The sequence below is a fragment of the Halolactibacillus alkaliphilus genome, assembly GCF_900115465.1.
GTDB classification, from domain to species: domain Bacteria; phylum Bacillota; class Bacilli; order Bacillales; family Amphibacillaceae; genus Halolactibacillus; species Halolactibacillus alkaliphilus.
On record NZ_FOWN01000010.1, the window covers coordinates 1 to 12587 of the forward strand.

The 12587-nt window shown below is 38.9% G+C and carries 14 protein-coding genes and 1 other RNA gene; 2 read left to right on the forward strand and 13 right to left on the reverse strand.

Annotated features, from left to right (window positions below; all coding sequences use genetic code 11):
- Positions 1-238 (forward strand): hypothetical protein (locus BM163_RS13875; protein ID WP_220083665.1); only part of this gene is annotated, 238 nt, incomplete at its 5' end.
- Positions 239-358: 120 nt separating this feature from the next.
- Here the strand turns inward: BM163_RS13875 and vrrA are convergent.
- The 8 genes from vrrA to BM163_RS05870 form a co-directional block, all read right to left on the reverse strand.
- On the reverse strand, positions 359-856 hold the full coding sequence (gene vrrA / locus BM163_RS05835; RefSeq protein ID WP_089801140.1) for a VrrA/YqfQ family protein: 498 nt from the start codon (positions 854-856) through the stop codon (positions 359-361).
- A 174-nt stretch (positions 857-1030) separates the two neighbouring features.
- Entirely contained in the window at positions 1031-1279 is a 249-nt protein-coding gene (locus tag BM163_RS05840; protein ID WP_089801141.1) for a DUF2584 family protein, read from the reverse strand.
- Between the two features lie 27 nt (positions 1280-1306).
- Positions 1307-4417 (reverse strand): SbcC/MukB-like Walker B domain-containing protein, encoded by a 3111-nt coding sequence (locus tag BM163_RS05845; RefSeq protein WP_089801143.1) that lies wholly within the window; start codon positions 4415-4417, stop codon positions 1307-1309.
- Between the two features lie 2 nt (positions 4418-4419).
- The gene (locus BM163_RS05850; protein ID WP_089801146.1) at positions 4420-5568 is read right to left on the reverse strand and encodes an exonuclease SbcCD subunit D; all 1149 of its coding nucleotides are present in this window, start codon (positions 5566-5568) and stop codon (positions 4420-4422) included.
- 66 nt (positions 5569-5634) lie between these two features.
- Positions 5635-5856 (reverse strand): YozE family protein, encoded by a 222-nt coding sequence (locus BM163_RS05855; RefSeq protein WP_089801148.1) that lies wholly within the window; start codon positions 5854-5856, stop codon positions 5635-5637.
- 31 nt (positions 5857-5887) lie between these two features.
- Entirely contained in the window at positions 5888-6373 is a 486-nt protein-coding gene (locus tag BM163_RS05860; RefSeq protein WP_089801151.1) for a dihydrofolate reductase, read from the reverse strand.
- An 11-nt stretch (positions 6374-6384) separates the two neighbouring features.
- Positions 6385-7341 (reverse strand): thymidylate synthase, encoded by a 957-nt coding sequence (locus tag BM163_RS05865; protein ID WP_089801153.1) that lies wholly within the window; start codon positions 7339-7341, stop codon positions 6385-6387.
- A gap of 86 nt (positions 7342-7427) precedes the next feature.
- Positions 7428-8009, reverse strand: coding sequence for an HD domain-containing protein (locus tag BM163_RS05870; protein ID WP_089801155.1), 582 nt, complete (start codon positions 8007-8009; stop codon positions 7428-7430).
- A gap of 252 nt (positions 8010-8261) precedes the next feature.
- Here BM163_RS05870 and BM163_RS05875 point away from each other — a divergent pair, with 252 nt between their 5' ends.
- Positions 8262-8675: a ribonuclease HI family protein gene (locus BM163_RS05875; RefSeq protein ID WP_089801157.1), complete on the forward strand. Its 414-nt coding sequence runs from the start codon at positions 8262-8264 to the stop codon at positions 8673-8675.
- Here the strand turns inward: BM163_RS05875 and BM163_RS05880 are convergent.
- From BM163_RS05880 to gpsB, 5 genes are all read right to left on the reverse strand, one after another.
- Entirely contained in the window at positions 8656-8925 is a 270-nt protein-coding gene (locus tag BM163_RS05880) for a DUF6123 family protein (RefSeq protein ID WP_089801158.1), read from the reverse strand. The two genes, BM163_RS05875 and BM163_RS05880, sit on opposite strands and share 20 nt — an antisense overlap.
- A 143-nt stretch (positions 8926-9068) precedes the next feature.
- Complete coding sequence (locus BM163_RS05885; protein ID WP_089801160.1) at positions 9069-10568, reverse strand: carboxypeptidase M32; 1500 nt, start codon at positions 10566-10568, stop codon at positions 9069-9071.
- Between the two features lie 11 nt (positions 10569-10579).
- Positions 10580-11713, reverse strand: a complete 1134-nt coding sequence (locus BM163_RS05890; protein ID WP_089801162.1) for a THUMP domain-containing class I SAM-dependent RNA methyltransferase — start codon at positions 11711-11713, stop codon at positions 10580-10582.
- An 88-nt stretch (positions 11714-11801) separates the two neighbouring features.
- Positions 11802-12185: RNase P RNA component class B (gene rnpB / locus BM163_RS05895), an RNA gene on the reverse strand.
- A 75-nt stretch (positions 12186-12260) separates the two neighbouring features.
- Positions 12261-12566: a cell division regulator GpsB gene (gene gpsB, locus BM163_RS05900; protein ID WP_089801164.1), complete on the reverse strand. Its 306-nt coding sequence runs from the start codon at positions 12564-12566 to the stop codon at positions 12261-12263.
- Between the last annotated feature and the right edge of the window lie 21 nt (positions 12567-12587).

The following is a 12587-nucleotide window of genomic DNA, read 5'->3' on the forward strand; positions in this document are numbered from 1 at the left end:
ACTCCCACCGATGTTGTATTCGCTTGTTCCGGAGCAGAAACAAGGTCTACATCATTGGACGCAATGGGCGTATATGATGCGTACCCTGTCTTTTGTTAGAACCCATGTGTTCTACCAGACGGAACGATTCGACCAAAGCAAGTTGTGTTCCTGGAACACACTATTTCCCCAACATGCTTTAACAGATGTTGAGAAAATAGGTTTGCGGCGGTTGGAGAGTAGAAAATCCTATGCTTAGTTGAATGAGCATGGGTTGCCTTTAGGGTGTCCTTATGGAATCCCCTTCCTCAAACATTCGTGAGAATGTTAGGTGGGGGTAGTTCAATAGACCTTCGGTATATTACGTGATCAAAACGGATTAAATAAATAGCGCTGGTCCATTAGACTCGACAATCTCTTCAAACGCCTCGATAGTTAAACAACTTGGGCGTATATCACTACTTTGTTGAAGACCTTCAGATTGAATATGCTCATCCACATAGTCGATGTCTTCGCTCGGTTTAGTTAAAAAATTCAATTCGTTAGGTCTATCTAACTCCGCTACTTTCACAGGGGCTTTAGGGTTTGTTTCAGAAACTTTATCATCAGACTTAAACACTTGAATTAATTCCGGTAAACTTTTTATTAGGGGACCGTATTGTTTAATATAAGGGACAAAGGATTGTGTCGTTTTTAACACATGTTGCAGCTGATCTAAATATTGGGGTAAATCTTTTAATTGCTTCGTAACTTGAGAGGTTGCAGTCATATTGGTCAATGTTTTTGGTTTGGTTAACTTTTGAGTTGGTGATTGATAAGGGTAGTAATAGTAGGGCTGATAAGCGGCATACGGACCGTTTGGGTAATAAGCACTCATAGTCTCACCTCGTTATTTCCTTTTACCTTACTATATGCGAAAGCCAAGAGAAACGTCCCCGTTGATAACAACCAGATAGTTTTCTTTTTTTATTAGGCCGGGGAAATAACGATCCATTAAAAAAGATTATTTCCTGGGCAAGCGCAAGAAATAATCTTTTTTGACATAAAAGTCTTAATTAACACTATGAAGCGACACTAGTTGATAAAGAATCTCTGTTTTATTTTCAGTAAAGGTGAGTGATTTTATTTCTCCAAATCCAATTTGATCAGAAGTAAGGTGACGTCTAATTTCAATCCGTTCATGGAGGGGGTATAAGCGATACCCTTCCAGCGTTAAGGTAAAATGATTTTCTTCTTCTTGAAGGCGATACTCTTTTCCTTCCGTCACTAATGTCCATTCTAATGATAATGGCATACTCATATAAATCCCTCATTTCATTCTCAATTATTAAAACGTAAACGCCGCATCAGACCCACTGGGTGATGTGGTTATTTCTAGTTTAGCATAAATTTCTTCTTTTAGCTGTGGCACATGCGAAATTATCCCTAAAATACGATTTTTCTGACTTAATCCCTTTAATGTATTAATCGCTTGTTCAAGTGAAATATCGTCAAGCGTACCAAACCCTTCATCGATAAAGAGCGTATCCAGTTGAATCCCACCACTATAGGCTTGAACAACATCAGCCATACCGAGTGCCAAACTAAGTGACGCTTTAAACCCTTCACCACCTGAGAGTGTTTTAACCGAGCGTACTTTGGATGTATGGTGATCAATCACTTCTAAGTCTAAGCCACTTTGCGCACCACGTTTAGCGATTTCATGACTACGTCTTAATTGATAGCGGTAGTCGGTTAACTCCACTAACCGCTGGTTCGCTTTTAATAGAATAGCGTCTAAAAAGCTCGATAACACAAAGCGCTCAAACGAAAGCTTGAGATGATTGTCACCGCGACTTAAGTTGGCCAATTTCTTAACCGTTTGAAACTTGTGTGTAGCTTTATTTATTTCACTTAATTGCTCCTTGACCTTATCTTGAACGCTCAACAGTAAGGTGTGAAGTTCTTCCAATCTCGTCGTTTCTTTTATGAGCGTGTTATAGTTCTCGTCAAGTTGAGCGATCGCTGCTTTAAGCGGCGCGATATCTGGCTTTGGTTGATGATTAATTCTCTCAGTCAACGTCTTTATTTTAACCGCTAACGTTTGACGCTGTTCGTCAAAGGTTTGAATGTGAGTCTTTAAAGACTCACGTACGTTCTCTGGTTGACGTGCCTCTAAGAAAGCCGCGTCATTTTTAAAGGCTGATACCACTAATTGTTGTTCAAAGGCTTGGAGGCGCTCAGCCTCTTTTTCACGCAGTTCTTTTAAGTAACTGGTGAAACTTTTCAGCTCCGTTTCTAGTGTCTGTTTATCAGTCTGAAGTTGGTGCCATTTCTGTTCTGCTTTTTCATATTCTCTGTTAAACATCTCAAGCTTTGCTTGCTTGTCTTTAAAACGCGCTTCGAACTGAAGATACGTCATCTTATCAATAGGCAACCGCTGTTTTAATAAGTCACATTCTGTTTCAAGCTTATGAAAGACCTCTTTTGCTTTTGCGATCGCATCTGTCATATCGTTTAATTCGGCTTCTAATGTCACTTGTTGTGTTGATTCTACTTCTAGTGTTTTGGCTAACTTCTGAAGAGTACGTTGTTTTTGTTCTAAATGTTTCACGTTGACTTTAATAGCCGTTAACCTTTCTTTATGCGCACGAATCCACTCGAGTAATTCCGTAGCGGTTGGACTTGACTGCAAGTCTTCAACGACACCTTTTAGTAAATGATCGACTTTCTCGCGTTGATAGGTACCTTTTAATTTTAGCTCCGCTAACTGCGCCTGTTTATCATTGAGTGCTTGTTCTTTTTGTTCGCGATCAGTTTTAGCCATGTTTAAAACAGCATCAGAAACAAGCTCAACACGCGTATGCAAAGCACCTGGATGTTCAGGTGACCCACAGACAGGACAAGGTTCACCGCTTGTTAAGCTTTGACTGAGCCGGTAGGCATAACCATCACGCCAGCGCTTTTCGGTGTCTGATTCTATTTTTTTCGCTTCTGATACAGCTGCTACAAATGACTGCAGTTTTGTTTGTTGTTGCTTATATGTTTCTCTTAACTCGCTGAGTGCTCGTTCCTCGTTTAACGCTTCTTCCACTACGCCAAGCAAGGCTGTTTGTTTTTCCAGTTCATTGTGCGCTTTCAAATAGCTTGTTTCGACTTCATGGCGCTCTCTTAATGTCTGTTCTTTATCTTTAATAGCCGTTGTCAAAGCTACAACAGCCGACTGTTTCTCTTCATATGCTTCTGTTAATTCACGCAACTGGTTGCCTTGTGCTTTAACTTCGTCAATCTTCTTCTCATAGATCAACCATTCTTCACGTTGTTTTGAAGCTTCTTTTAAATCATCTTTTATCAATTCAAAAGCATCTTTCTTGGCGACAAGAGCATCAAAGTGTACCTTTTGTTGGTCATAGGCTTGTGTAACCTTACCGACTTTCTCCAGGATTGCATCACGTTCAGCTACTTTTTTCTCAACCTCTTTTTTTCTGTTATGGTAATCTTGATAATAATAATCAAGCCTTGTTGCCTTTTCTGCTGCCTCAAGGATTTGTCTTTTTTCAGTGATATCAGGCGCTTTTTCTAATAAGACGGTTAATTCTCGTTTTTTTGTTTCATAGTCATTAAACACTTCAACAAGTTGCGTTTGTCGTTGAAGGTTATCGTTTTTTTGTTGGATAATTTCCTTTAACTCTGTTTGTTTTGTCTCATTTTGATTGATCAAATTTAAAGTATTATTTAATTTCATTTCTAATAATTGCACACGATCCATTGTCGTTAGCTGCTCTATCTCATCGAGGTCATCCCAAGGAATACGTTGCCACTCAAAATCTAGGGCGCTATTTAAGTCTTTCAACGCTTGCTCTTCTTGTTTTGATTGCTCTTTAAAATAGTCTTGTAAATAAGCATACCGTACTGTTTGAAAGAGTTTTTGTAATATTTGTTCTCGCTCTTGTGAATTTTCACTAATCAATCGACGGAATTCTCCTTGAGGAATCATAATCATCTTTAAAAATTGATCATAGTCAAGACCAAGGATCGCTTTGATTTTATCATTCACATCATTAATTTTTGATTCAGTCACAACGAAGGTACCATCAATCAATGTTTCTAACACCGCTGTGGCAGGTTCTTCTTTTAACCCTTCTCCACGTAGTTTTGGAATCCATTGTTTTGGTTTTCTAAGAACACGATACGTTTCGTTCTTTACTGAGAAAGTAAAGCGGACAAACGTTTCCGTTTCATGACTGCTAAAGTCACTTCTGAGTGTGTCGTGATCTCGATCAGCTCCACTTGCTTTACCGTACAAACTAAAACAGATTGCATCAAAAATCGTAGTTTTCCCCGCGCCGGTCGGTCCAGTAATTAAAAATAGCGACTCATCGCCGAGTGTCGTAAAATCAAGGGTTTGTTTGGTTTTATATGGACCAAAGGCTTGAAGTTCTAGTAAACGTGTCCGCAAGATTAGCGCCCCCTTTCTTGATCTTTAATGTGCGTCAGTCCTTCTAACAACAATACACGCTCACTTTCTGTCATCGCTTCACCGGTCATCTCTTTGTAAAAATGTTCAAACAGCGCTTCATCACTCATGCGTTCAGTCACAGGTGTTTGGTCGAGTTCATCTAATGCAACATCACGGTGCGTCCTTTTATATTCTAGTCGCAAAATATGAGGGAATTTCTTTCGTAAATCTGCCATTGGATCGATGACTTCTTCTGTATCATCTAAACGTACCAATAAATAATCATCACTCACCTCGGTTGTTGTCATTAAATCATGAAAAGTACCCTCGATGATTCTTAAGTCATGTTTAGGTGTAAGCAGTCGTCTTTGAATTGTTACGTCACCTTTTTTTTCTAGGTTAACGACAGTCACTGACTTTTTATGTCGAGCTTCTGAGAATGAATATTTTAATAGCGAACCACTATACTGCACGTTTACGCTTTTTACTTGTTGGGGTTGATGTAAGTGTCCTAAGGCAACATAATCAAATCCGTCAAACACGGATTGATCGACATAAGGACTGCCACCAATCATCGATAAACGTTCCTCAGAATCTGTTTCCATTCCTCCTGCGATAAACGCATGGGCTAAAATGACGTGACGCTGTGATAAGTCGATGCGCTCCCGAATACACTTTACAACGACTTCCATTGCTTCGTGATGCGTTAACATTTCATCAATTTTATAGTGATACCTGACTTCATTCGGTTCAAAGAACGGAATCAAATGAAACGTCACTGGACCATGCTCATCTTTTAATGTTACCTGTTCAATAGTAGCTGTTAATTTCGTTTCAAAATATAAATGGTTGTCTCTAAATAACGCACGCCCAAACTGTAATCGATCTGGACTGTCATGGTTGCCCGACGTTACAAGCACCGGGATATTATATTGCCTGCTCAGCTTTGTGATTGTTCGGTCAAATAAGTCCACCGCTTCTTTTGGCGGGATTGAGCGGTCATAAATATCACCTGAAATCACGACACAATCTGGTTGTTCCACATCAATAATGTCAAACAATTGGTCAAGCACATATGCTTGATCTTCTGTCATATGCACGGCATTCACAATCTTTCCTAAATGCCAATCAGCCGTATGCAATATTTTCATTTACCTCACCTCATTATATTTTTATTGAAAAAAGAGCTGAATGTAACAATCCAGCTCTTTAATCTATTAACGACGCGTTTCTAGATAGTCATACCATAGTGCATCAAATACACTCATGACATTAGAAAAAGGTAAGTTCCATTCTAAATAACGACTCACTTCATCATATTTTTCAGATTGACGTGGAAAGTCATGATCTTCAAACATCCAATCCGCTAGTTTTTTCTCATCGGTTAATTGTTTCATCCCTCGATAACGCATCATATATTGATAAAAACTTTTGCCCATTTCTTTCACGCTCCTTCACGGTTTTGCTCGTCTATTGTCGGTCATACTGTATAAAGTAGTAATCATATTGGTTATCACTATCTTTTATGCCTTGCTTCTTTAGCGTTTCAACAAAACCCGCTTCACGATAATTCGGAAAATACGTGTCCCCCAAAAATGCCGCATCGATATACGTAATATATAATCGATCAGCAATTGGTAGAAATTGTTCGTATATTTCCCCCCCACCAATAACCATGATCTCATCATGGCGCGCTTTTAATACGTGTTTTAACGTATCAATATCGTGATACACGTCTACTCCCGGATAAGTAAAATCCGTTTGACGGGTAAGGACAATATGATGACGGTCTTTTAATGGCTTTTTAAAGCTCTCAAATGTTTTTCTTCCCATCACAATCGTTTTTCCAAGTGTTTTGTTTTTAAAAAATTGCAAGTCGCGTGGTAATTCCCACGGCATCCAGTTGTCTTTTCCAATCACAAAATCCCTGCCATGAGCGGCAATTAAACTAATCATTTAAATTCCTCCTAAACAGCAATTGGTGCTTTAATCGGCGGATGTGATTGATAATCCAATAGCGTTATATCGTCAACCGTTAAATCAAATAAGCTCTTTCCAGCTGTGACGTTAATCTTCGGTAAAGTGTACATCTCACGTGAGAGCTGTTCTTTTACTTGGTCAAGGTGGTTTAGATAGATATGCGCATCTCCAAGCGTATGAATAAATTCACCAACTTCTAATCCTGCTTCGTTCGCAATTAAGTGCACAAGAAGGCTATAGCTTGCGATATTAAACGGTACACCTAAAAAGATGTCTGCACTGCGTTGATACAATTGGCAACTTAACTTACCGTTTGCGACATAAAACTGAAACATTGCATGACACGGTGGCAGGGCCATATTACTTGGAACATCTTCTGGGTTCCAGGCAGTGACGATGTGGCGTCGAGAATCCGGGTTGGTCTTTAAGCTATGAATGACATCTTTTAACTGATCGATGGCTTCGCCTTGTGATGTTTGCCAGTGACGCCACTGTTTGCCGTATACTGGACCTAAATCACCATATTGTTGCATAAATACATCATCTTCTAAAATACGTTGTTTAAAGGTGGCCATTTCTTGCTTATACTGCGCGTTAAACGCTTCATCAACAAGCGCACGGTTACCGAAATCCGTCATATCAGGACCGGTATACTCCGCGCTTTCTACCCAACGTTTAAATGCCCATTCATTCCAAATGTTATTATTGTGTTCAAGTAAATAACGAATATTCGTATCACCATGAATGAACCACAATAGTTCAGATACAATCAATTTAAAATTCACTTTTTTTGTCGTAAGTAACGGAAAGCCTTCCGCTAAATCAAAGCGCATTTGAGCGCCAAAGACTGAATATGTACCGGTATTTGTTCGATCGGACTTTTTCTCACCATTATCTAACACATGGCGACATAAATCTAAGTATTGTTGTTCATTTACAGACATGATAAAACCCCTTATTTTAAAATATATTAAAAATCATTATACATTAAATGCTCACCTAAATAAACGTATAAATTTTATGTATTTCGTTAATATAAAAAGTCACGTTCTTCGTAATAAGCCTCATAAAAATCACGCATTAACTGATGCCTTTTTTCGGCTATTTTTTTTGCTGTTGCTGTGTGAAGGAGATCTTTCAAATGAAACAACTTATCATCAAAGTGTTGCATTGTATCCTCTATTGGCCGTTGATGTGTCGTCCCATACTGGATGGTTCGAATAACACCCATCGCTCCGATAGCATCCAAACGGTCACTGTCTTTTACTACTTGTTGCAACAGTGTCGTTGCTGTACGATGATGGCGAAATGAAATCACATCAATCGCATCAATGATACATGTGATGGTCTCCTCGCTAAATTCCAACTGTTTTAAATGATTGATTAAGTCATTTTTACTCGCTAAAACATTATCAACCAACTTATCATCGTAAAAGTCATGCGTAAGAGCAATGACTTCCGCTAAAAACGGATCAAGACCTTCTTGCTTCGCTATATAAGTACTCATTTTACTTACACGAATCATATGGTCATAATTATGACCAGACGTATCATCATAAAAGCGGTTATATACGAGCTGACGAATGGCGTCTAATACGGCGGATTGATTCATCTATTTTCCCTCTTTTCTAAGTCCTTTAGTGCTTGACTTTTCTAATAACATTCGCTATTATTTTGACCAAAGCTAAATCTATCTTAACTTAAGCGGTGACATGGTTCATCGCTTTTTAAAATTAGGGCTTTTACAAGCCCCCACTTCAAAACGCATTAGCGTTTAAGTGGTGGGTAATTGACTATGTAAACAGGTACGTAAAAAAATCATTATGTGTAAAAAAATTGATCAAAGAGATAAAGAGGTTATGTTATGTTAGAAATATATATTGACGGAGCCACATTAGGCGAGAACGGTAAAAGTGCTGCGAGTTTTATCGCTAAAAATAAACACGTATGTATTGAAGGCTATACATATATTGGTGAGGCATCCAATCATGAAGCGGAATTTCACGCTTTACTCTTTGCCCTTACCACATTAAAAGATAACTACCAAAGTGAAATTCTTTCTATTCGATCTGACTCTCAAATTGTTGTTGACACAGTCGAAAAAGCATATACAAAAAATTCGACTTTTCTTAAATACTATGACGCAATTAAAGAGCTCATGGGGTACTTTCCCCACGTTTTTATCAAATGGATACCCGATAAAGAGAACAAACGCGCAGATGCTTTGGCTCGAAAAGGTTTACTTACCGAAACAACCGTTATTCAATCATGTTCTTAATTTTCAAATAGGCCTCAACATCGGATCTTGTCGTGATGTGTTGTTCATTTAGGTGCTCAAGTAGATTCACGAAAAAAGAGCCATCAAATCCAAACGTTAACTTCAATGTGTATTCGATCGCCAGCCGAATCGTATCATCATGAGCCGCTGTAATCTGTTTACCAAAATATATAAACTTAATATCTGCCTCTGAGAGTTTGAAACCTTTAGCATATAAATGATCTAAATATATTTCTAATCGTCCTACCATCTACTCGACCACCTTTATATAGCGCTCATTACTTTATCTTTCATTATATAGAAGCGGGCACACCGTTACAAGAACAAACGTTCTTTTTTTATTGTAAAGCACCTATTGTCAACTTAAACAGTTGGTAATAGGTGCTTCTTTATTTAATCCCAACCATAAATCGCTCGATATTTCTCCGTTAGATATTGAATCAGATAAGATGGATTTAACCCCTCACCCGTCACGTCTTTAATAATGTCTAAAGGTTCTTTCATACGGCCATGACGATGCACATGCTCAATTAACCATGCTTTCATTGGCTCAAAATCATTGCTTTGAATCATCATAGGTATATTAATCTCTTGACTCATCGCATCATGCAATTGAGCTGCATACATATAGCCTAAAGCATACGTCGGGAAGTAGCCAAAATCTCCCGCTGCCCAGTGAATATCTTGTAAGACACCTAACGTATCTGACGTTGGCCGAATCCCTAGATAGCTTTCCATCTTATCGTTCCATGCTTCCGGTAAATCCTTCACCTGAAGTGTCCCTTGAATTAAGTCTTTTTCTAATTCATAACGAATAATAATATGCAGCGCGTACGTCAGCTCATCTGCTTCTATTCGAATAAAGCTTGGTTTTACTTCGTTAATCGCCTTGTAAAATTCGGTAAATTCAATAGTTTGAAAAGCTTCTGGAGCATATGATAAAAACGTTTTATACTGACTCTCCCAGAACACTTGACTTCGACCAACAAAATTCTCCCAAAAAAGCGATTGAGATTCATGAATCCCCATTGACGTGCCTTCAGCAAGTGGCGTCATAGCAAACGCCGGATCAATGTTTTGTTCATAAAGCGCATGACCACCTTCATGAATTGTACCAAAGATTGCCGTTTTAAAATCATATTCATCGTATCGTGTAGTTACCCGCACGTCGTTTTGATTAATGCCAATCGCAAAAGGATGAATCGTCTCATCCAAGCGACCAGCATCAAAGTCATAGCCCATCTTATCAAGAACGCTTAAACTAAATGCTCGCTGGGCATCTTTAGGAAAATAGTGCAACAACTGACCTGCATCAACCTCAACGGACGACGCGCTAATTTTAGACACAAGCGAGGATAACGCATGCTTTAACTTCTCAAAAACAGGATCTAATACATCTGTCGTTAAACCTGGCTCATATTGGTCAAGCAAGCCGTTATAAGGTTTGTCATGATACCCCCAGTAGGTACTAAAACGTTGGTTATAGTCAATCAATTTTTCTAAGTATGGCGCCAGTAATGAAAAGTCATCATTTTCGCGCGCTTCTTGCCATACCGTCTCTGCTTTGGAACGAAGCGTCACAAACGCCGTGTATTCGGCCGTTGGAATTTTCGAATCGCGGTCATAATCTTTTTGACAGACCTTTAACAATTGTTTCATCACCGGATCATCTTCAACCTGTGGCGGCAGCTCATCAAGAAAGTGCTTCATCTCAGTAGATGTTTTTAATGTATGAATCGTTTCAGATAATTGACCAATGACTTCTGATCGTTGATCCATACCTTTTTTTGGAATCATTGTCCGTAAATCCCATGCCATTAAATGAAGTGCTTCTTCATAACTTTTAATCTTCTTTAAATAGTCTTTGAATGCTTCAACAGTGACTGCTGTCATCTTCATTCCTCCTACTTATTATGTCTACCGAAGTACTGATAATAATCGACTTTGATAAAACCGTTAAAAAGCTTACGTTTTTTCGTTGCTTTTAAACCAAAGAGTTTCTCGAATTGTTCATGAGATGTCAAGACATAGCTACTCCAAGTCGAATTTAACGCCATGGACTTTCCTAAGTCACGGTACATTTGTTTCACTTCGTCCTCTTCATTTAAACGCTCACCATATGGAGGATTTGTGATCAAATAACCATTGTCCTTTTTCGGATGAAAATCCCGAGCTTGCATCTGCTTGAATGTTATTAAATCGGCTAATCCTGCTTCAACAGCATTGTCTTTTGCGATTTCAATCATTTTAGGATCAAGATCTGTCCCTGTAATATCTAATGGTTGGTCATAATTAGCTAATTTTTCCGCCTCATCAAAAGCTTGTTCCCATAATTCACCCGGAATAAAATCCCACGCTTCACTAGCAAACTCACGGTTAAAACCTGGCGCAATGTTTTGCCCAATGAGCGCGGCTTCAATTAAAATCGTACCTGACCCGCAAAATAAATCAACGAGTGGGTAATCTGGTTTCCAGTTTGTTAGCATAACAAGAGCAGCAGCGAGCGTTTCTTTTAGCGGCGCTTCACCTTGGCGCAATCGATAACCACGTTTATGTAGACCGCTACCTGAGGAATCCAGGGTCAATGTCACTTTATCTTTTAATAAGGCCACTTCGATTTTATACATCGCACCTGTTTCTGGCATATTAATTGCGACACCATGTTTTTGTTTCAATTTCTCAGCGACTGCTTTTTTTACGAGCCGTTGACAATCGGGCACGCTGTAAAGCTTTGATTTTACTGATTTCCCAATGACAGGAAAAGCGCCATCTTCAGGAATATAATCTTCCCAGTTTAATGCTTTTGTTTGTTCAAATAAATCGTCAAACGTCTTTGCTTCAAATTCCCCAACGATGACTTTTACCCGATCTGCCGTTCTTAACCACAGATTTAAACGCGGAATGGCACTTACATCAGCATCAAACATCACCTTGCCATTCTCAACTGTAACATCGGTATAACCTAAATCTTTTACTTCTCTTGCGACAAGCGCTTCCAGTCCCATTGCTGCCGTTGCCAATAAACGAACTTTTTTCATATTATCCACCTCATTATGATTAAAAAACCTTCCAACGACCATGTAGTCATAGGAAGGTTCATCGATTAAAATAAATGACCAATGAATGTTTTATAAGCCATGTTCTGTTCTAAAGCACTACAAACGGTGGTCAGCCTCGTACTCTAGCGGTAACCATCTATCTACATAGATCACTATGTCCTTGTTTCGGTTCAATTCCCTAATCCAAGATGCCCCTACCAAAATTTGGGTTGCTCACTCGTGGGGTTTACCTCGTTCCACTCAGGTCGGTTTCCCGCCTGACTTCGTCACTGTGGCACTTTCAAGGTACCTGAACGCATATCCGAAGACTTAGCGTCCTTCCCTGCCGTCAATCACAAATGTGACTGCCTTGATTTATTTTTTCATCAAGCACGAACACTACAGGCATCGCAGCCTGTGTGAGCATGGACTTTCCTCTATAAACAAGCGTTTATAGCGATTACCAAAACATTCATTTCATTTTATTTTTTCTCAAATAGTATAACACATTTTATTGCATTTGACACATAGAAATCTTTTCCTTTGATTAATCGTCTGCGTACTTCTTACCAAATACGGCTTTTTCTAGGTTGGATACCCGTTTTAAAATATCATAATTCGCTTGGTGATTTGTCGCTTGAACCCTCGGTCTCACAGGCTCCTCTACTTTTCTAGAAGACGCGCGCGATTGTTCTTCTTCTAATTCTCTAATTCTTGACTCAAGCGCTTCATAATCTTGAATAACGATATCTAAAAAAGCATCAACTTCCTCTTGATTATATCCGCGCATGGACGTTTTAAATTCTTTGTCTAGAATATCTTTAGTTGATAATTGCGTGTGCTTATTTTCCATTTTTTCACCTCGTTGTATAAT